Annotated in this window: 13 protein-coding genes; 7 read left to right on the top strand and 6 right to left on the bottom strand. The window is 71.5% G+C overall.

The annotated features are described in order from the left end of the window. The first annotated feature begins 180 nt into the window (after window positions 1-180). From argS to AOK23_RS08505, 4 genes are all read left to right on the top strand, one after another. Window positions 181-1,968 carry an arginine--tRNA ligase gene (gene argS, locus AOK23_RS08520; RefSeq protein WP_055712139.1) on the top strand — a complete coding sequence of 596 codons (1,788 nt, stop codon included), beginning with the start codon at window positions 181-183 and terminating at the stop codon, window positions 1,966-1,968. Window positions 1,969-2,092: 124 nt separating this feature from the next. Then, window positions 2,093-7,651 carry an FxSxx-COOH system tetratricopeptide repeat protein gene (fxsT, locus tag AOK23_RS08515; protein WP_055712138.1) on the top strand — a complete coding sequence of 1,853 codons (5,559 nt, stop codon included), beginning with the start codon at window positions 2,093-2,095 and terminating at the stop codon, window positions 7,649-7,651. Continuing rightward, the gene (locus AOK23_RS08510; protein ID WP_055712137.1) at window positions 7,648-8,934 is read left to right on the top strand and encodes a hypothetical protein; all 1,287 of its coding nucleotides are present in this window, start codon (window positions 7,648-7,650) and stop codon (window positions 8,932-8,934) included. The genes fxsT and AOK23_RS08510 overlap by 4 nt, the downstream gene beginning before the upstream one ends. 107 nt (window positions 8,935-9,041) lie before the next feature. Further along, window positions 9,042-9,971 (top strand): hypothetical protein, encoded by a 930-nt coding sequence (locus AOK23_RS08505; protein ID WP_240496312.1) that lies wholly within the window; start codon window positions 9,042-9,044, stop codon window positions 9,969-9,971. An 87-nt stretch (window positions 9,972-10,058) separates the two neighbouring features. On the opposite strand, the gene AOK23_RS08500 is transcribed toward AOK23_RS08505, so the two are convergent. Both AOK23_RS08500 and AOK23_RS08495 read right to left on the bottom strand, forming a co-directional pair. Continuing rightward, window positions 10,059-10,763: a hypothetical protein gene (locus AOK23_RS08500; protein ID WP_055712135.1), complete on the bottom strand. Its 705-nt coding sequence runs from the start codon at window positions 10,761-10,763 to the stop codon at window positions 10,059-10,061. A 59-nt stretch (window positions 10,764-10,822) separates the two neighbouring features. Beyond that, window positions 10,823-11,530: a hypothetical protein gene (locus AOK23_RS08495; RefSeq protein ID WP_055712134.1), complete on the bottom strand. Its 708-nt coding sequence runs from the start codon at window positions 11,528-11,530 to the stop codon at window positions 10,823-10,825. 219 nt (window positions 11,531-11,749) lie between these two features. Here AOK23_RS08495 and AOK23_RS08490 point away from each other — a divergent pair, with 219 nt between their 5' ends. Then, window positions 11,750-12,580 carry a DUF4253 domain-containing protein gene (locus AOK23_RS08490; RefSeq protein WP_055712133.1) on the top strand — a complete coding sequence of 277 codons (831 nt, stop codon included), beginning with the start codon at window positions 11,750-11,752 and terminating at the stop codon, window positions 12,578-12,580. A 148-nt stretch (window positions 12,581-12,728) separates the two neighbouring features. Here the strand turns inward: AOK23_RS08490 and AOK23_RS08485 are convergent, their stop codons facing one another. After that, window positions 12,729-13,988: an aminotransferase-like domain-containing protein gene (locus tag AOK23_RS08485; RefSeq protein WP_420823691.1), complete on the bottom strand. Its 1,260-nt coding sequence runs from the start codon at window positions 13,986-13,988 to the stop codon at window positions 12,729-12,731. A 156-nt stretch (window positions 13,989-14,144) separates the two neighbouring features. Here AOK23_RS08485 and AOK23_RS08480 point away from each other — a divergent pair, with 156 nt between their 5' ends. Beyond that, window positions 14,145-15,077: a phosphotransferase family protein gene (locus tag AOK23_RS08480; protein ID WP_055712131.1), complete on the top strand. Its 933-nt coding sequence runs from the start codon at window positions 14,145-14,147 to the stop codon at window positions 15,075-15,077. A gap of 85 nt (window positions 15,078-15,162) precedes the next feature. Here the strand turns inward: AOK23_RS08480 and AOK23_RS08475 are convergent, their stop codons facing one another. Together AOK23_RS08475 and AOK23_RS08470 are read right to left on the bottom strand one after the other, a co-directional pair. Next, the gene (locus tag AOK23_RS08475) at window positions 15,163-16,065 is read right to left on the bottom strand and encodes an SAM-dependent methyltransferase (protein WP_055712130.1); all 903 of its coding nucleotides are present in this window, start codon (window positions 16,063-16,065) and stop codon (window positions 15,163-15,165) included. Between the two features lie 101 nt (window positions 16,066-16,166). Further along, on the bottom strand, window positions 16,167-17,630 hold the full coding sequence (locus tag AOK23_RS08470) for a helix-turn-helix domain-containing protein (protein WP_055712129.1): 1,464 nt from the start codon (window positions 17,628-17,630) through the stop codon (window positions 16,167-16,169). A gap of 275 nt (window positions 17,631-17,905) precedes the next feature. On the opposite strand from AOK23_RS08470, the gene AOK23_RS08465 reads away from it, so the two are divergent. Further along, a complete protein-coding gene (locus tag AOK23_RS08465) occupies window positions 17,906-18,673 on the top strand; it encodes a DUF4232 domain-containing protein (protein ID WP_055712128.1) in 768 nt (255 codons plus the stop codon). Between the two features lie 82 nt (window positions 18,674-18,755). On the opposite strand, the gene hemB is transcribed toward AOK23_RS08465, so the two are convergent. Beyond that, complete coding sequence (gene hemB, locus AOK23_RS08460) at window positions 18,756-19,748, bottom strand: porphobilinogen synthase (protein ID WP_055712127.1); 993 nt, start codon at window positions 19,746-19,748, stop codon at window positions 18,756-18,758. Window positions 19,749-20,041: the final 293 nt, after the last annotated feature.

Raw genomic sequence — 20,041 nt, 5'->3', positions numbered from 1 at the left:
CCGAGCCTTCGGGGGCGCGGGGAACTGGGCGAGAAACCACGACGACCCCGCACCCGCCGACGAACCGCGCACCCCCGAGTTACAAGGCGCCCCCGCCCCGCTCGCCAGAAAACCCCTTTACCCCCCGTGGGATACTGAACGTCATCCACCCGTACCCCGAGGAGAACGGCTCCCCATCTCATGGCTCCGGTCACGTCCCTCACCGCCTCCGTCCACCAGCGCCTCGCGACCGCCCTCTCGGCCACCCTGCCGGAGGCCCCCGCGGACCCGCTGCTGCGACGCAGCGACCGGGCGGACTTCCAGGCCAACGGCATCCTCGCCCTGGCGAAGAAGGCCAAGGCGAACCCGCGGGAGCTGGCGACGCAGGTCGTCGCGAAGGTCGAGTCGGGGGTGACCAGCGATCTGATCAAGGAGATCGAGGTCTCGGGCCCCGGCTTCCTCAACATCACCCTCACCGACGCGGCGATCACCCGTAACCTCGCGGAGCGCTACGCGGACGAGGTCCGCCTCGGCGTGCCGCTCGCGGCGCACCCCGGTACGACGGTCATCGACTACGCCCAGCCGAACGTGGCGAAGGAGATGCACGTCGGCCACCTCCGTTCCGCGGTGATCGGTGACGCGGTCGTCCAGATCCTGGAGTTCACCGGCGAGAACGTGGTCCGCAGGCACCACATCGGCGACTGGGGCACCCAGTTCGGCATGCTGATCCAGTACCTGCTGGAGCACCCGCACGAGCTGGACCACAAGGCGGACGGCGAGGACACGGCGGTCTCCGGCGAGGAGGCCATGTCGAACCTGAACCGCCTGTACAAGGCGTCGCGGGCGCTGTTCGACTCCGACGAGGAGTTCAAGACGCGGGCCCGGCGCCGGGTGGTCGACCTCCAGGCGGGCGAGCCGGAGACGCTCGCGTTGTGGCAGCGGTTCGTGGACGAGTCGAAGATCTACTTCTACTCGGTCTTCGAGAAGCTGGACATGGAGATCCGGGACCCGGACATCGTCGGCGAGTCGGGTTACAACGACATGCTGGACGAGACGTGCCGACTGCTGGAGGAGTCGGGGGTCGCGGTCCGCTCCGAGGGCGCGCTCTGTGTCTTCTTCGACGACATCAAGGGCCCGGAAGGCAACCCGGTCCCGCTGATCGTGCAGAAGTCGGACGGCGGCTACGGCTACGCGGCGACCGACCTGTCCGCGATCCGCGACCGGGTCTTCAACCAGAAGGCGAACACGCTGCTCTACGTCGTGGACGCCCGGCAGTCGCTGCACTTCAAGATGGTCTTCGAGACGGCGCGCCGGGCGGGCTGGCTGAACGACGACGTGAAGGCGCACCAGCTGGCGTTCGGCACGGTCCTCGGCAAGGACGGCAAGCCGTTCAAGACCCGTGAGGGCGAGACGGTGCGGCTGGAGGACCTCCTCGACGAGGCGGTGCAGCGGGCGACGGCCGTGGTCCGGGAGAAGGCCGAGAAGGTGGGCCTGGCCGAGCAGGAGATCGTCGAGAACGGCCGGTACGTGGGCATCGGCGCGGTGAAGTACGCCGACCTGTCGACGTCCGCCGTACGGGACTACAAGTTCGACCTGGACCAGATGGTGTCGCTGAACGGCGACACGTCGGTGTACCTGCAGTACGCGTACGCCCGTATCCAGTCGATCCTGCGGAAGGCGGGCGAGACCCGTCCGGCCGCGCACCCGGAGCTGGAGCTGGCCCCGGCGGAGCGGGCGCTGGGTCTGCACCTGGACCAGTTCGGCGAGACGATCGCGGAGGTCGCGGAGGGGTACGAGCCGCACAAGCTGGCCGCGTACCTGTTCAAGCTGGCGACGCTGCTGACGACGTTCTACGACCAGTGCCACGTGCTGTCCCCGGACAACGCGCCCGAGGTCGTGGAGAACCGTCTGTTCCTCATCGACCTGACGGCTCGCACCCTCCACCGCGGCATGGCCCTGCTCGGCATCCGGACCCCCGAGCGCCTCTGACCTGACGCCCTTGTGGTCGTCACCGGGCACCGGTTGCCCGGTGACGACACCCTCCTGACAACGCCCCCGTGCCTCGGTACAGTTGAAGGCTCGGCACTGTGCGGGCGGGCGCCACGGGGGATACATGGTCGCTGTCGGGGAGTTCGGGGAATTACAGACCACACGGACCGCGGTGCGGGAGACGGAGAGCGCCGTTCTCCAGAGCGACCCGACGGTTCCCGGCCAGGACACCAGCGGTACCCGCATGGGCGGCAATCCGCACACCGAGCAGCACACGATCGTCCTGTCGGCCATGGCGAAGGCCGCGGCCCGCTTCGCTCTCCACTCACCGCTGGACAACCTCCCTGCCCTGCCCGAGCAGCCGTTCGTCGGGCGGGCCGAGGACCTGGAGCGTCTGGACGCGTCCTTGCGTTCCGGGGGCGGGGTCGTGACCCAGACGACCGCCGTGAGCGGGCTCGGCGGCGTCGGCAAGACCGCCCTGGCCCTCAGGTACGCGCACGACCGGCGCGATCGCTACCGCCTCGTCTGGTGGATCATCGCCGAGACGGAGGAGCAGATCGCCTCCGGGCTCGGGGATCTCGCGTCCCGCCTGTATCCGCAGTGGGCGCACCGCGCCACCGCCATGGAGCGCACGGAGTGGGCGCTGACCTGGCTGGAGGCTCATGCCGACTGGCTGCTCGTCTACGACAACGTGGAGCGCCCCGAGGAACTGACGCCGTTCCTCGGGCGGTTGCTGGGCCATGGCCACCAGCTGGTCACGAGCCGGTGCGGCACCGGCTGGCCGGAGAGCGCGGCGCTGGTCAGCCTGGATGTCCTCGACCACGAGGACGCCGTCAGTCTGCTGAACCGGACCTCCGGTCGCGCGGACGAGCAGGTGGCTACGCCGGCCACGACCGTTCCCGAGCCCACCCCGTCGCAAGCCGCCCTGCTCGCGGAGGACCTCGGGCATCTGCCGCTGGCCCTCACCCAGGCCGGCGCGTATCTGCGGGAGACGGGTATCGGCTTCGCCTCCTACCGGGCGAGGCTGGCGCGGCTGCCCGATGCGGTGCTGACGGACGGCTCGGGCCGAGCGGACCGGACCATCGCCCGGATCTGGCGGACGAGTCTGGAGTCGATCCGGCCGCACCACCCGCTGGCCGTGCCGCTGCTCCACACCCTGGCCTGGTACGCCCCCGAGGCCGTTCCGCACGAGGTCCTGGGCCGGCTCGGGCAGCGTCTGCAGGATGTGGAGCAGTCACTCGCCGCGCTGGCGGCCTACCACCTGATCACGCCCGGCCCCGAGGGGCCGACCCTGCACCGGCTCGTCCAGCGGACCCTCCAACACGCCGACCCGGCCGAGGTGCCGGAGGCCCGTGATCTCGCCGAGGCCGCGCTGGCCGCGGAGCTGGCCGGTGCGTCCGCGGAGCGGGTGCGGAAGGTGCTGGTGCACATCCAGGCCCTCGCGGGGACGGGGCCCGCGGCCGAGCCTGACACGACGGCCGTGGAGATGTACCGGCGCGGTGCCGACGAGCTGGCCGCGCGGGAACAGCATGTTCTGGCGATCCCGCTGATGACGCTGGCCGTCGACGGGAGCATCCGGCTGTTCGGCGAGGACCACGACACCACGCTCGACCACCGGGACCACCTCGCGGAGATGCACGCCAAGGCGGGCGACCCGGCGCTGGCGGTCAAGCTGTGCCAGGACGTGTATCTCGACAGGGTGCAGCGCTTCGGCCAGTACGCGGTCGAGACGTTGGAGGCGCGGGAGCGGCTGGCGTACGCACACCGCAAGGCCGGCGAGGTGATACGGGCGGTACGGGAGCTGACGGCGGTGGTCGCCGACCGCCGCCGGGTCCAGGGCGAGGAGCACCCGGACACGCTCACGAGCCGCAACAACCTGGCCTACGCGTTGCAGACGGCGGGCCGCTACGAGGCGGCCGTCGAGGAGTTCCGGGCGGTCGTCGCCGACCGTGAGCGTCTGCTGGGAGCGGAGCACAAGGAGACGCTCGCCAGCCGGACCAACCTCGCGTACGCCCACCTCGAGGCCGGGGACCACCGCACGGCCCTGGCCCTGTACGAGCAGGCGGTCGCGGACCGGCGTCGCGAGCGCGGACCGGACCACCCCGACACGCTGACCAGCCGCGGCTGGCTGGCCTCCGCCCATCGGACCGCGGGTGACGCGCGGACGGCGGCCGCCCTGTTCCGGCAGGTGGTGATCGACCGGACTCGGGTGCAGGGCGCGGACCACCCGGACACGCTGCGCAGCCGTCACGACCTGGCATGGGCCTTGTCCGACACGGAAGGTCCGGACGCGGCGCTGCGGGAGTTCCAGTCGCTCGCGGCGGACAGCTCCCGGGCCCAGGGGCCGGACCATCCGGCCACCCTCCACTACCGCAGCGACATCGCGGAGACCCATCGGAACCGTTCGGACCACGCGCGGTCGGCCGCTGAGTACGTGTCGGTGATCGCCGACTACACGCGGGTCAGGGACAAGGACCATCCGGACACGCTGCGCGTGCGGGGTGCGCTGGCGTTCGCCCGGCAACTCGCCGGGGACCACAACCGTTCGATACGTGAGCGGCAGGCCCTGGTGAGGGACCGGACGAGGGTGCAGGGCGCCAAGCATCCCGCGACCCTCACCGCTCGGGCCAACCTGGCGTTCGCCTGCCGTGCGGCCTCCGACTATCCGACAGCGATCGAGCTTCTGGAAGAGGTGCTGCGGGACCGGACCGACGTCCTGGGCCGCGAGCACCGCAACGTCTTCACCACGCGCGAGTCCCTGGCCCGTACCTTGCAGTGGGCCGGCCATCACGCGCGCGCGGTACGGGAGCTGGAGTCCCTGCGCACGGACCTGGAGCGGTCCCTGGGCCCGGACAATCCACGCGTCCTCGATGTGCGGCTCAGTCTCGCCCGGGTCTTCGCCGAGGAGGACCGGTACACGCAGGCGCTGGCGCTCTACGAGCCGCTGGTCGAGGACTGCGAGCGGCTCCGCGGCCCCGATCACCCGACGACCCTGACGGTGCGGCTGTGGGTGGGCGCCGCTCACCGCGCCGCAGCGCGGTACGACCGGGCGGGTGAAGTGTTCGACGCACTGATCGCCGACCACACCCGTATCCATGGACCGGACCATCCGAACACCCTCAACGCCAGGAGCTGGCGAGCCTGGGTGTTCCGCTCGGCCAAGCAGTACGCGGAGGCGATCCGCGCCTACCAGGACCTGATCGACGACCGCGCCCGGACCCTCGGCCCGGACGCCCCGGACACCCTGCACGCCCGCAACGGCCTGGCACTGAGCCACCTTGGCGACAACGACCACGAGCGGGCGATCACGGGGTTCACAGAACTGCACGAGGACCGGCGTCGTCTGCTGGGTGAGGACGCCCCGGACACCCTGCTGATGCTGGAGAACCTGGCCGACGCCTGTTCGGCGGACGGGCGGCACGACCGCGCGATCGCTCTGTACGAAGAGGCCGTGGCGGCCTGGACCGGAAAGTGGGGGGCCGCGCATCCACGGACTCTGCGCTCACGGCGGGACCTGGCGCTGGTGCAGCGGAGAGCCGGTCGGCACAGGTCGTCGCTGCGCACACTGGAGTCGGTGCTCGACGAGCGCCGACGCCGCGACGGGCCCGATCACCCCGCCGTGCTCCACCTCCGCTACGACGTGGTCGGGGGGCACAGCGCGGCGGGTGACCACATACGCGCGGCCGAGCTCGCCGAGCAGTTGCTGGGCGACAACGCCCGGGTGCGCGGTCGCGACCACATCTCGACGGTGAACAGCCGTATGCAGCTGGCCAACGCGTGGCGCCTGTCCTGTCAGCACCAGCGGGCCATCGTGGGATACGAGGCGCTGCTGGAGGACTGCGAGCGGCTCCACGGTCCGGAACACAGCGAGACCCTGGCGGCCAGGACCCTGCAGACGTTCGCCTTCTCCGAGCGGCTCGACCATGAACGGGCCATCGCCCTCGGCCTGGCACTCGTGGACGACCGTGCCCGTGTCCAGGGGGCCGACCATCCCGACGTGTTGCGTGAGAGGCGCAATGTGGCCCGTTGGCGGGAGTGGGCCGACGACCGGGCGGGAGCGCTGCGGGACCTTCGGTCGCTGCTCCAGGATCACGAACGGGTCCTGGGCACCGATCACCTCGACACCCTCGATCTGCGGGGTGCCGTCGTCCAGACGTTGCTGGGGCCCTCCACCGCCTCCGCGGCGGTCGAGGCCGGTGAACGGCTGGTGGAGGACCTCGCCCGGATCCTGGGGCCGGACGACAGGCGGACCCTGGACGAACGGAGCCGTCTTGCCGACGCGCACGAGGAAGCCGGCCATCTGGCACACGCGCTGGCGCTGCGTGAGTCGCTCGTGGCGGACCGCGCCCGGGTGCACGGCCCCGGCCACGGAGCGGTCCTCGCGGCCCGTCGAAGCCTGGCCTGGTCCCTGCGTATGGCCGGCGACCGGGTACGGGCCGTACGGGACCTGCTGTCCCTGGTCGACGACAACGAACGTGAACGGGGTGCGTACCACCCGGAGTCCCTGGGCTGTCGGCTCTCCCTGGCCTGGGCCCACCGGGAGATGGGTGATCCCAGGCAGGCCGTCCTGATCCTGGAGGACCTGCTCCGCCGCTGCGAGGCGCGTCTGCCCGAGGAGCACCACCTCACTCTGTGGACGCGGGGCGATCTCGCCTGGCTGGCGGCGGACACAGGTCGCGCGGACAGTGCGGTCCTGATGGCCAGGAACCTGGTCGACGACCTGACACGCCTGTACGGCGAAGGTCACCGGCGGACGTTGTCCTACGTGCCGGTGCTCGCCCATGCCCTGGCACAGGCAGGGCGTGCGCACGAGGCGCTGGAGGTCCTCGGGCGGCTGATGGGGTCCTTGGCCCGGCTGCCCGCCGGGAAGCTGGAGCTGCCCGGGACGGCCGAGGCCGTGGCCCGGATGCACCGTGGCGCGGCCGCGGCCGGCGGCGACGTGGTACCGGGCGCCGGCGAGGTGTCGGACGAGTGGATGTGCCAGGGCATGGCCGTCGAGGTCCTCGCTCGTGCCTACGGCCCGTTCCTGCCCACGCTCGCCGTCCAGCTGGCCGACGTCCTGGCCCAGGCGGGCGAGGCCGCTGCGGCCGTCGACCTGCTGAGTGCCGTGCACTCCGGTCGGGCCCGCGTGTTCGGCCCCGGCCACCCGCACACGGTGGAGAGCCTGGCCGCGCTGGCGTTCGCGTCCCTGGAGGCCGGTGATGCGGACGCCGCGCCGGCCCACGAGGAGCTGATCGCCCGCTGGGCACAGGCTTTCGGGCCGGACCATCCGGACACGGAGGTGCTCCGCTGGCGGCTGCGCACCGCGCGTCCGGCATGGCGGACCCGTCTGTCGCTGCTGACCGACGACGAGCCGACGGTCGGCCGTCCGACACAGATCGAGGTGGATCTGGTCCGGGAGGAAGGCGTCGACGCCGCGGCACCGGATCCGGTGGTGGTCGTTCCCAGCTGCCGGACGGCGGCCTCGGTGGAGCCCGCCCTGGTGACGTACGACCCCGGCGGTGACCCCGTCCGCTTCGTTCTGACCACGCACGAGGCGGGGGACCACGACATCCGCTTCACGCTCTACGACCACGCGTCCGGACTGGTGATGCAGAGCCTGCGCACGGTCGTCCGCGTGTCCCACCACCCCACTCGCACCGAGGATGCCCGGCACGGCTCCAGGGAGGACTGGCCCGGATGACGCGCGATCTCGCCGTGGAGGTGCTCCGTGATCCCTCCCACGGCTTCACCGGCGTGCCACCCCGCCAGGACGGACCGCCGGCCACTCCTGCGGGCGAGCCCCCGGCCAAACTGCACGTGAAGCTGTATCCGTCCGGCCGGGACGGGCTAAGTGTCATCGCTTCCGTCCCTCACGCCCCGGCCCGTGAGACGAAGCCCTGGCACCAGGCGAGACTCGAGGTGTCCCCGGAGGAGCTGCTGGACCGGGCGAACCGTTTGCGGGCCATCTGGCGCGACCAGGTGGTCCACCATCAGAGCACGGCCCCCGGATACGGTCAGCGAGTGGGCGGCTATCCGCTGGCGGAATCCGTCGATCTGACCGAACTCCGCCCGCTGACGGAGCCGTTGGTGGCGAAACTGGCCGACGAGGGTTTCGATCTGCTCCAGGTGATGCTCGACGGCACCGGCTACGACCTCGGCCGCTTCCGTGAGTACCTGCTGAGCGCCCTCACCGGCGGACAGCCGCTGCGCATCAGTTTCGAGTCCGAGTGGCAGTTGCCCTGGCCCATGCTGGCGGTGGACCCTGCGGAGTGCCCCAGCCCCTGGGAGGCGTTCCTCGGGCACCGGCACCAGATCGAGCAGGCCGACCCCGGGTACGCGTGGGACCATGCGCCGCTGGGCCGCCGCGAACTGGCCACCACCAGTCTGAACAAGGACACCGCCCTCGATCACGTGGGCCGGGCGCATGAGGTGCACAAGCTTCTGGAGGAGCGTTCCCGGCTGATCGTCCGCACGCGCGGGAGCGATCTCCTGGAAGCCCTGTCGCATGCCGTGCTGCACGAGGACGTCATGTACTTCTGGTGCCACGGCCGTTTCGTGAGCACCGGCGCGTCGAGCCAGCTCCTGGCCGTACGGCTCTCCGACACCGAGGACCTCGACGGCCCGGTCGTCCAGCGCAAGCGGCGCCCCTACGGGCGCGGTCCGGTGGCCCGGTTCAAGCCCTTCGTGCTGCTGAACGCCTGCCACTCGGCGAAAGCAGCCGACCCGGGAAGACTCAAGCACCTGGGGCAGACGCTGATCTCCCTGGGCGCGGACGGCGTCCTCGCCCCGCAGATCGAGATCCCGCAAATCTTCGCCACCGAGTACGCGTACGCCTTCCTCGACCATTACCTGACCGGTCGCCACACGGCCGGCGAGATAGGTCAGTCGCTGGTGCGGCGCTTCGCCCGGGACTTCCACAACCCGCTCGCCCTGACCTATTCGTTGAACTGCGGCATCAACAGCCGTCTGGACCTGGCCTCATGACCCGGCAGCGAAGGAACCCGGACCTAGCTCCTCCGGCCGAGGTGGACCTCGACGAGCAAGGGCGTCTGAGAGCGCCGGGCGGCGGGCCGCCGGTGCCCGTCGGCCGTGTGGCAGAACATCTGGCGACGAGCTTGAAGCTCCCCGAGTGGGCCACGGACATCCACGTCTATGTGCACGGATGGCAGACATCCCCAGCAGGGGCGAACCGGACCGCGCTGAGTCTGGTGCGCCAGGCGGTCGAGTTGTACGAGTCCGCCCCGGATCGCTATCCCGGTCTGGCGGCGGGCTACCGGCCCTGGTGCGTCGTGATCCGCTGGCCGTCGTCCAGCCTGCCCCGGTACAGGGGCGGGTATCTCAGGATCAGGGATCGGGCCCATGCCATGAGCGCCGAGGGGCAGGGACACGCGCCGTACGTCATCGGGCACTTGCTGGGCTATCTGGACACCGTGCGGACCGACGCGTCGGGACCGGCGGTCCTCGCGGGCCGGACCGGACAGCATCTGCACCTCATGGGGCATTCCTTCGGGGGACGTTTCCTGTGTGAGGCAGTGCAGCGGGCGGCCGAGCAGCCACCCGTGCTGGGCTGGAGCACGCCGTACGACGAGCGGCGTCCCTTCACCGTCGACAGCATGCTGATCTTCCAGATGGCGGCGCCTCGCGACGCCTTCACCCGGTACTTCAGCACGCTCTTCCCCACGGACACGCATCCGGGCGCCCCGCTGCGCGGCCCGATCGCCCTCACGTACTCCCGCTGGGACAGAGCCACCGGCTTCTGGCACCTGCGCGCCGAGAAGACGCCCGGCATCGGTCACTCGGGGGTCGGTGCCGCGCCGGTCCCCGCGTTCACCACGAAGCTGCTGCCCGTCGACACGCTCTACCCTCAACGGTCTTTGGACCACCGCCTGGTCAACGTGGACGCCGACCGGCTCTACCGGGGCGGTCTGCGCCACCGGCTCCATCCGGCGGGCGCCCACTCCGACTTCCTGCGCCCCGAGTCCGCCCACCTGCTGCTGACCCTGGCGGAACGCTCCCGCTGAGGGCGTGGGCCACCGGGCCGGGGCACCGCCCGGAACCTTGCCGTCGCGCGGGGACACCCCCACGTCGTGTCCCCGCGCGGCGGTGTCTCAGCGGTTGGTGAGGCGGGCGCTGAACTTCGCGGTGTGGCCGAGGGTGGTCTGCTGCTTCACGATCGGGGTGGTGCCGGCGGACTTGTACAGCGGTGTGTACTTCCAGGTGGCGACGCCCCAGATGCCGTCGCCGGTCCTGATGCTGTCCTTGGCCCCGTGTGTCACGGCGAAGGCGCCGTTGAGGTTGGTCAGGGAGCTCTTGAACTTGGGCGACTTGTAGCCGGCGCCGGGGCGGTAGGTGTAGCTCAGGACCGACTTGTGGCTGATGACCGGGAGGTTGTAGATGCTCTCGGTGGCGGTGAAGGTCAGTGTGGTGTGCCGTCCGGCCTTGTCGCTCTTGGTGACGGCCCTGACGTCGCCGGTGAAGCGGACGTCCTTGTTGTAGTCCTCCCAGTTGCGCTTGCTCGTGGTCACATAGCCGCCGAGCGCCGCGTCGAACGCCTTCTGGACGGCGGCGCTCTGCAGATACCCGACGAACTTCTGCTGCTTGGCCTTCGGCAGCCTGTCGAACGACTTCAGCAGCGTGGCGGAGGAACCCCCGCCCTTCTTCAGGAACGCCCGGTAGTCCTGGACGGTGAGCTTGGCCTTCGGTGCCTGCGGCGCGGCCAGGGCGGTGCCCTGGGCGGCGGCACCGGTGAACAGCAGGGCACCGGTGGTGGCGGCGAGGACACCGGTACGGGTGGCGAGGGCGAGTGTGCGCATGGTGAGGGTGCCTTTCGGGCGGAGGACGAGGAAGGGCCCGCGGTGCGGGGGCAGGGCGGTCAGCGCTTGCCGATCCAGGCGTTGAACTTCACGTTCACGGTGGAGGTGGTCTGCGGCAGGGCGAGCGTGGTGGTGCCGGCGGAGCGGTACAGCGGCTTGGCCTGCCACGCGGTGGTGGCCTGGATGTTGCGGCCGCTGACCTTGACGGCGTCCTTCTGCGGCGCGGTGATCACGAAGGCGCCGTTGAGGTTGGTGACGGAGCGCTGGTACTTCGGCGACTTCACGGCGGTGCCGTAGTCGTAGGACAGGACGGTCTTCTGGGTGGTGACCGTGATGCCGTAGATCCGCTCGCTGGCGGTGAAGGTCAGCGTGATGTGCGACCCGCCCGGTGCGGCCTTGCGGACGCCCTTGACGTCGGCCACGAAGCGGACGTCCTTGTTGTACGCCTGCTCGTTGTGACCACCGCGGTTGATGTAACCGCCGGCCCGGACCTTGTACGCCTCCTGGACCTTCCGGTTCTGGAGGTAGTCGACGAACTTCTGCTGCTTGGCCTTGGGGAGCTTGTCGAACGCCTTGAGCACCTTGATGGAGGCGGCGCCCTCGTCGTTGTTCTTCAGCCAGTCGCGGTACTTGGCGACGGTGAGCTTGCTCGCCTTGGCCTGCGGCGCGGCGACGGCCGTGCCCTGGGCGGCGACGCCGGTGAACAGCAGGGCGCCGGCGGTGGCGGCGAGGACACCGGCGCGGGTGGCGGTGGCGAAGGTACGCATGGGTGAGGGGGCCTTTCGAGACGGTGGTGAAGTGCAACCACCGTAAATTCCGCGCGAGTTGGCCGAAATCGTCTCTTGGGGCATTGCCCTTTGGGACACGGCGTGGCCGGCGGCCCGCGCCCCTCCGGGACACGGTGGAACGGCGGCCCGCGAGGCGGTGGGGCCCTTCCCGGGCGGCCCGGAGGGCCCGTTGTCAGTGTCCGGCCCTACAGTCGCGGCATGGCGACACTTCCCAACCCGCTGCCCGGCCTCGCGGCGGACCCGACCGGCCGCTCCCTCGGGCTGGAACGGCCCCTTCCGCCCGGCCGGTTGATCGACATGACGGACGAGGGGCCGTGGCACGAGCCGCTGCTGTGGTACGCGGACGAGCCGGCCGAGCCCGGCGCCTGGGCGGCCGTGCTGCCCGTCCGCCGCACGGCCGGTCTCCTCCCGGTGCTGCTGGACGTCGGGGACGGCCAGGGCGGCCCGGAGGAGTGGGAACTGATGCCGGGCGAGATGTCGTACCCCGGTGACCACGACCCCGAGGAGGTCCTGGCGGACCTCTGGGACACCCTCGCGCCGGGCGGCGACACGGCCGAGGACGAGGCGGGCGCCGAGGACTGGCCGGGGCTCGCGGAAACCACCGGCCCGGACGACGGCGGCCCCGACCCGGACGCCCTCGCCGCCGAGGTCGCCGACGCGCTCCTGGCCGGCCGTACTCAGCTCAAGGAACCCCGCCTCGCCCTGGTCCCGGCCCGCCGCAGCGCCGACATCCCGGCGGCCATCGGCTGGGGCGGCCCGCTGAACCACGAGAACGACGTGGCCCGCCTGTGCGCCGTCCTGCGCTCCTGGGAGGACCGCTTCGGCATACGCGTCGTCGCCCTCGGCTTCGACCACCTCACCGTCTCGGTGGCCACCCCGCCCACCACCGAGACGGAGGCCCGCCACCTCGCCGCCGAACACTTCGCCTTCTGCCCCGACACGATCCGGCAGGACCCGAGCGACGCGTCCCGCGAGACGTACGCGAAAACGCTGCTCGGAGCCGACACATGGACGTTCTGGTGGGACTGAGGGCCCCGTCCCTGCGGGCGAGTGAGGGCCTGCGGCCCACCCGTCAGGCTGAAAAGCCCGGGGCGCAGCCCCGGCTTTTCAGGGGCGCGGGGAACTGCGCGAGCAACCACGACGGACCCGCACCCGCCAACGAACACGAACCCTCGAGCTACTGGGCGACCCCCAACCCCTCCCCCAGCCTCCGCAACCCTTCCCGAATCTCCCCCGGCGCCTGCGTCACAAAGCACAACCGCATCGTCGAGCGATCAGGCTCCCCCGCATAGAACGGCGCCCCCGGCACGTACGCCACGTCATGCTCGACCACCCGCGGAAGCAGTGCCGTCGTGTCGTACCCCGCGGGCAGCCGCGCCCAGAGGAACATGCCACCCTCGGGACGGTTCCAGGCGGAGCCCTCCGGCAGGGCCCCCGCCAGCCCGGACAGCATCGCGTCGCGGCGCTCGCGGTACGCCGCCGCGACGCGGCCCACGTGGGCGTCGAGGTCCCGGTCGGCCAGATACCGCGCCGCGGCGAGCTGGTTGACGGTCGGGGTGTGCAGATCGGCCGCCTGCTTGGCGACCGCGCAGGCCCGCCGCAGCGCGGCCGGCGCCCGCAGCCAGCCCAGCCGCATGCCGGGCGCCATCACCTTGGAGAAGGAGCCCAGCAGCGCCGTACGGTCCTCGGCACCCGCGCACGCGGCGATCCACGGCACCCGCTCCCCCTCGAAGCGGAGTTCGCCGTACGGGTCGTCCTCGACGATCCACAGCCCGAGCCGCGCGGCGACGGAGGCGACGGCCGCGCGCCGCTCGGCCGGCAGGGTGCGCCCGGTGGGGTTCTGGAACGTGGGCACCGTGTAGAAGAGCTTGGGCCGGGTCCGCGTCACCAGCGCGGCCAGCGCGTCGGGGTCGACGCCGTCCGCGTCGCCGGGCACGGCCAGCACCCGCGCCCCCGCGAGCCGGAACGCCTGGAGCGCGGCCAGATAGCAGGGGTCCTCGACGAGGACGACGTCGCCCGGTTCGAGGAGCGCGGTGGCGAGCAGCGACAGCGCCTGCTGCGACCCGGTGGTGACGAGCACCCCGTCGGCGTCGGTGGGCAGCCCCCGGGCGCCGTACCGGGCGGCGAGCGCCTCGCGGAGCACCGGCTCACCCTCGGTCGTCGCGTACTGCAGCGCGCGCCCGGCCGACCCGGCGAGCACGTCCCGGTAGGCCGCCGCCATCCCCTCGGTGTCGAACAGCTCCGGGGCGGGCAGACCGCCCGCGAAGTTGACGACTTCGGGCCGTGAGGTGACGGCGAGGATGTCCCGTACGGGGGAACCCCCGACGGAGGTGACGCGCTCGGCGAGGGCCGGCACGGGTGCCGCGGCGGCCCCGTCCGACCCGGCGCGCACTTCGCCCGGAACGATCGAAGCCCCGACAAATCCCACGTCGTTCATGGCCCGCACAGCGTCCACAGCACCCACCCCACACCCGTAGTGGCATATTCAGGACGGTTCGGCCCCGCCCACGCCCTCACTCTAGAGAGATGCATGCCCCTTACATTCACCGATTTCGCTATGCGGACGCGGCCCCGTACCCCCTAGGCTGCGCGCATGCTGCCCAGCGTGGACACGAACGACGAACTGGAAGAAGTCGTCGGTGACGAGGCCCTGCTGCGACCGGCCGCCCAGGATCTCTGTGCTCAACTCGGCCTCGCAGGCGCGCGAATCGTGCGTTTCCCCGAGGGCTCGTTGCCGGTGTACGCGGTCGGTGACGCCCTCGTTCTAAAGCTCTATCCGGGCTTCGAAGCGACGGAAGCCGTGCGGGAGGCCCGGCTGTTGTCCCACCTGTGGGGGCAACTGCCGATTCCTACACCCCGGTTGCAGGCCGCCGACCAGTACAAGAACGGCTGGCGCTTCGTCCTGATGTCCCGGCTGCCCGGCGAGGACCTCAACGAGGCCTGGCCGCGTATCCCGAGGGCGGACCAGGAGCGGATCGTCGCGGAGACCGCCGAGTGCCTGGCCGCCCTGCACGCCCTGGATCCGGGCCCGGTGGCCTCCGTCGTCGGACCGCCCGACTGGTCGCGGTTCCTGGCCGGTCAGCGGGCGGCCGCGGTCGAGCAGCAGGCCGGCGGGGGCCTGCCGGAACCATGGCTGGAACAGATCCCCGACTTCCTGCGCTCGGTGCCGCTCACCGCCCCCGCCCGGCCGGTGCTGCTCCACACGGAGCTGATGCGCGAGCACCTCACGGTCGACCCGCACGACGATTGGCGCCTGACCGGCCTGTTCGACTTCGAGCCCGCCATGATCGGCGCGCCGGCGTACGACTTCGTCAGCGTCGGCCTGTTCCTGACCGCCGCCGACCCGGCCCTCCTCAAACTCTTCTACGAGGCGTACGGCCGGCCCCCGTTCGCCCCCCGGGAACTGATGGCGTACACCCTCCTGCACGTCTACAGCGACCTGAACTGGTATCTGCGCAGGCTCCCGGCCCCGCCCCGCAAGGACCTGGACGCGCTGGCGGAGACATGGTTCGGCACGGGAGGCTGAGCTGAACGGACGCGGGGCGGCCGCCGTCCCCTCTTGAAGGACGCGGGGCGGCCGCCGTCCCTTCCCGAAGGAGGCGGGGCGGTCGCTAGCCCTTCCTGCCGGTGGCCGCGTACACGTTGATGTCCGCGTCGGTCACGTCGTTGATGTCCCGGTAGCGGACCTTCTCGATGTCGTCCAACGCGGCCAGCGTGTGCGGCTCCATCTCGGGAGGCAGCGGCGCGCCGCCCTCGAACCGCCAGTGGTGGACGGGTACGACGCCCGGCTCGTCCACGGCGAGCCCGCTCTGCTCGAAGAACCGCGCCACCTCGTCGCGGGAGCGCAGCACGAAGGTGAACCCCCGCTTGGTGTACGTATCCCGCACCGCGCGGATCTTCGACGGATTGAGGTCCTCCGTGAGGTGGGTGAGGACGAGCCGGCTCCCGGCGGGCAGCGCGTCGACCAGTTCGCGTACGGCGGGGTAGGCGACCTCGTCCTCGACGAAGTGCAGCAGCGCCACCAGGCACAGCGCGATCGGCTCGTCGAAGTCGAGAGTCCTGGCGGCCTCTTCGAGGATGCGGGCCGGTTCCCGGAAGTCGGCGTCGATGTAGTCGGTGGCGCCCTCGGGTCCGCTGGTGAGGAGCGCGCGGGCGTGGGCGAGGACCACGGGGTCGTTGTCGACGTACACGACCCGGGTGCCGGGGGTGATGTCCTGGGCGATCTGGTGGACGTTCTCGGCGGTCGGCAGCCCGGTGCCGATGTCGAGGAACTGCCGGACGCCCTCGTCCTTGGTGAGCGTGGTCACGGCTCGGCGCAGGAAGTCCCGGTTGTGCCGGACGTCGAGGTAGCCGCGCGGGTTGGCCGCGAGCGCCGCGCCGGCCGCCTCGCGGTCCACGGGGTAGTTGTCCTTGCCGCCGAGGAAGACGTCGTAGACGCGTGCCGGGTGCGCCTTGGTGGTGTCGATCCTCCTCCGCAGGTCGGCGGGGTCCTGGCTGAGCGCGTCTCCGGCCATGAAGCCTCTCCTGGGGGGATGTCATTGAACGCACAACAACCTAGCCGCAAACGGGAGTTCACAACGCCGAAATCCGGACGCCCGCCCCGGTCGGTCCCCGCTCAGCCGTCCTCGCCGAGGGTCGTGCCCTCCTTCACCCACTGCTTCCCGTTCAGCGGGAACTCGTAGGCCGGGCGCCCGTTGTTGCCGCTCGTGCGGAACGGTCTGCCTTCGTCGTTCACCGTCAACGTGTCGCTGCGGGAGCCGGAGGTCCACTTGACCTCCAGGTACCAGCTGACGTCGTACACCGAGGCGTCGGCCGTGATGTAGTACACCTCCGGGTCGGACTCGCTGACGGAGTACGGGAAGTCCTTGCTCCCCGCCTGGGGCTTGACGACGGGCCGCGCGGCGTCGAGAGCGACCGTGAAGGACCGGGTCGGCACACCGGCCCCGCACCCGACACCGGGATACCCCATGACGTAGTCGTTCCAGGGCAGGGGCTGCCGTTTGGCGACCGTGCGAACCGTGACGCTGTTCACGACGACCGTCTCCTTGCCGGTGCCCTGGACGGTGAGCCTCAGGTACTGCCCGCCGGACGAGACGGCCCCCGTCCGCGCCACCCAGGACGCCGCGTCCTGCTCCGGCGGCGGCTCGGGGATGTCCGTGGGCGGCCGGTTCACCAGATACCGCTGGTCGCACGGGCTCTCCCAGAGGTACGGCTCCACCTTCACGGACAACGGCGGGTCGAGGGACGCGGAGTCACCGCCGCCCGCCCCGGAACCCGTCGGGGTGGCCGCACCGGCGGACGCGGGCGCCCCCTTCCCGTCGCCCTTCGCCCCCTTGCCGTCCTTCGCGTCCTTCCCGTCCGCCTCGCTCCCGGAAGGGGAGGGCGAGGTGTCGGACGAGGGCAGCGAACCCTCCTCCAGCCCCGCCGCGTCCCCGGCGGGCACGTCGTCGAGGGAACGGCGACCGCCGTCGACCCCGGACTCGTCCGACGGCAGGCTCACCGCCAACGTGACGGCACCGACCAGCGCGGCGACGGCCACACCCGCGACGAGGGCGACCCGGGTGCGCCGACGCGGACGGGGAGCCGTACGGAACGACCGGGCCCCCGGGCCGCCCTCGACGACCACGCCCTCGGGCACCGCGGCCCCGGCGGTCGCAGCTGCCCCGGCGGGCACGCCCTCCGCCGACCCCGACGCCTCGCGCGCACCGGCGGCGCCACCCGCGCCCGCAATTTCCCCCGGAGCCGCATCCGCCACCGGAGCCGGCGGCTCGTGCGCGACCACGCCCCCGTCCGAAGCAGCCGCGGAATCCCCGCCGGCCGCACGAAGGTCGCCCCCCTTGCGTCCGCGCGTAGCGTCCGCGAGCACCCACTTGCGGTGCAGCTCGACCAGTTCCCCGGGCGTGGCCCTGCAGAGGCGGGCCAGCCGCTCCACGGGCGCGTAGTCCGTCGGCACGGCGTCCCCGTTGCAGTACCGATGCAGGGTCGACGTACTCATGTGGAGCCGCTTGGCGAGCACCCCGTAGCTCAGCCCGGAGCGCTCCTTCAACTCCCGTAGTTGTTCCGCGAAACCAGCCGCCATGCCGTTCCCGGCACCGCTCCCCGACACGTTCTCTCCGTCCCCTCACATCACCGGCGTCCCGTTCCGCGTTCCAGGGAAGGGACGTTCGCCCAGGTCACAGGCGGTGCGAGCATTCCAGCGTCCCTGATCGCCCGCCGGAGGTGGCGGCCGGGACGGATCACCCCGCAAGCTCTGGTCATCCAAACACGCCGCTCCCGAAAGTCCGGTCGAGCTGCGCGTGTTCGACCACTTGTTCTCAGCCTTCTCCACCGGCTTTGTCCGAAAGGGACTCCGTCATGCGTACGTACCGCACCGCCCGCACCGTCCGCCCCTCCCGTCTGCTCGTCGCGGCCGGAGCGGCCCTCGCGGCGCTCTCCCTCACCGCGTGCGGCGACGGCACGGGCATGAAGGACGAGGGCGCCGCGCACCCCTCGGTGTCGGTCGCGGAGGGCTCCCAGCGGACGGACGCGGGCACGGGCACGGACACGGGCACGGGCGCCAACCAGACGTCCCCGAACGGGCAGACGGGCGCCGAGACCTCCGCGGCCGGTGGGCAGCAGGGCGGGAGCGCGGGCCAGGGCAAGGGCACCGTGGGCCAGGCGTCGAAGAAGGGCGGGGATCCGTTCGACCCCGCGAACCGGGTCACCTGCAACGGGGCGAACACCGCCGTGACCATGAAGCCGGTCGCCCGTCCCCTCAACCACATGCTCATCACGGTCAAGAACACCGGCACGAAGGTCTGCGACCTGTTCTACTACCCGACCGTCCGCTTCGACCAGGTCCAGTGGGCCCCGCGGGTCATGGAGGAGTCCCAGCCGCAGGCCGTGGTGACCCTCGCCCCCGGTGAGTCCGGCTACGCGGGCGTCCTGCTCTCCGCCGCCGACGGCAGCGGGGAAAACGGCACCACCGCCAAGAAGGCCACCATCCGCTTCCAGGGCTCGAAGCCCGGCAGCAACGGCGGCGCCATCGCGTCCCCGTCCCTCCCCACCAAGGGCGTCTACTACGACAGCACCCTGGCCGTCACGTACTGGCAGTCGACGATCGACGACGCCCTGATGTACTGACCGAACGCTCCATGACGAGGAACGGCCCCGGTCGACGCACGCCGCGTCGCCCGGGGCCGTGCCCGTGCGGGGATACAGCCGCTCAGCGCACCATCCGCGCGGCCTCGACGGCCCAGTAGGTGAGGATGTTCTGCGCGCCGGCCCGCTTGATGCCGGTCAGCGTCTCCAGGATGGCCCGCTCCCGGTCGATCCAGCCCTTCTCCGCCGCGGCCTCGACCATCGAGTACTCCCCGGAGATCTGGTACGCGGCGACCGGCACGTCCACGGCGTCCGCGACCTTCGCGACGATGTCGAGGTAGGGGCCGGCCGGCTTCACCATCACCATGTCGGCGCCCTCCTCCAGGTCGAGGGCCAACTCCCGCAGCGACTCCCGGACGTTGGCGGGGTCCTGCTGGTACGTCTTGCGGTCCCCCTGCAGCGAGGAGGCGACGGCCTCACGGAAGGGCCCGTAGAACGCGGACGCGTACTTGGCGGTGTAGGCGAGGATCGCCACGTCCTCCCGCCCGATCTGGTCGAGCGCGTCCCGGACGACACCGATCTGGCCGTCCATCATGCCGCTGGGCCCGACCACGTGCGCACCGGCGTCCGCCTGCACCTGCGCCATCTCGGCGTACCGCTCCAGCGTGGCGTCGTTGTCGACGCGGCCCTCGGCGTCCAGCACACCGCAGTGCCCGTGGTCCGTGGTCTCGTCGAGGCACAGGTCCGACATCACCAGCAGTTCGTCGCCTACCTCGGCCCGTACGTCGCGGAGCGCGACCTGGAGGATCCCGTCCGGGTCCGTACCCGGCGTGCCCAGGGGATCCTTCTTGGCGTCCTCCGGCACCCCGAACAGCATGATCCCGGAGACCCCGGCCTCGACGGCCTCCGCGGCGGCCTTCTTCAGGCTGTCGCGCGTGTGCTGCACGACCCCCGGCATCGCGGCGATCGGCACCGGCTCGGCGACCCCTTCCCGGACGAACGCGGGGAGGATGAAGTCCGCCGGGTGCAGCCGCGTCTCGGCGACCATCCGGCGCATCACGGGGGAGGTGCGCAGCCGCCGCGGCCGCGTACCGGGAAAGGATCCGTACGTCGACATGCCTCTACGCTACGCCCGCCCCGGCACCCCCTTTACCGACGTACCGTCGGCGGCGCCGCTCCCCCGCACCGTAACGATCCGCTCCCCCGCGCGGTGACGATCGCGTCATTCGTCTCACCAGGCGTGTCCACGCGTGCGTAACCTGCGAGGAGGGCAGTGCGCGCCGGTACTCAGGTCAAAGGGGGATGACGTTGGGTCGTACGGGGGAGCGTGACCTCGCGTGTGAGAACACGGCGGAGGCCGCGGACGAGCGACGCCGTCTGTCCACCCTCGACCTCGTCGGCCTGGCCGCC

Source organism: Streptomyces torulosus (assembly GCF_001419765.1).
GTDB lineage: Bacteria > Actinomycetota > Actinomycetes > Streptomycetales > Streptomycetaceae > Streptomyces > Streptomyces torulosus.
This window is presented reverse-complemented; position numbering and strand designations above follow the sequence as displayed.